General features: G+C 67.3%; 1 protein-coding gene. It reads right to left on the bottom strand.

Annotated features, from left to right (window positions below):
- Window positions 1-312, bottom strand: a 312-nt coding sequence (locus K7862_RS37155) for a condensation domain-containing protein (RefSeq protein WP_222970231.1), incomplete at both ends; no start/stop codon positions are given.

Below are 312 nucleotides of genomic sequence, written 5' to 3'. Positions count from 1 at the left end.
GCGGGTGGTGGAGCGTTCGGGGTTGAGGGCTTCGACGAGGCGTTCGAAGGGGAGGTCTTGGTGGTTGTAGGCGGCGAGGTCGGTGTTGCGGGTGTGGTGGAGGAGTTGTTGGAAGGTGGGGTCGCCTTCGGTGGTGGTGCGCAGGACGAGGGTGTTGACGAAGAAGCCGATGAGGTGGTCGAGGGCTTCGTCGGTGCGTCCGGCGATGGGGGTGCCGAGGGGGATGTCGGTGCCGGCGCCGAGTCGGGTGAGGAGGGTGGCGAGGGCTGACTGGATGACCATGAAGAGGCTGGCGTTGTTGGCGCGGGCCAG

Source organism: Actinacidiphila acidipaludis, from assembly GCF_019890725.1.
Taxonomy (GTDB): domain Bacteria; phylum Actinomycetota; class Actinomycetes; order Streptomycetales; family Streptomycetaceae; genus Actinacidiphila; species Actinacidiphila acidipaludis.
Note: the sequence above shows the minus strand (reverse complement) of the source record. Positions and strands in the feature narration are given on the sequence as shown.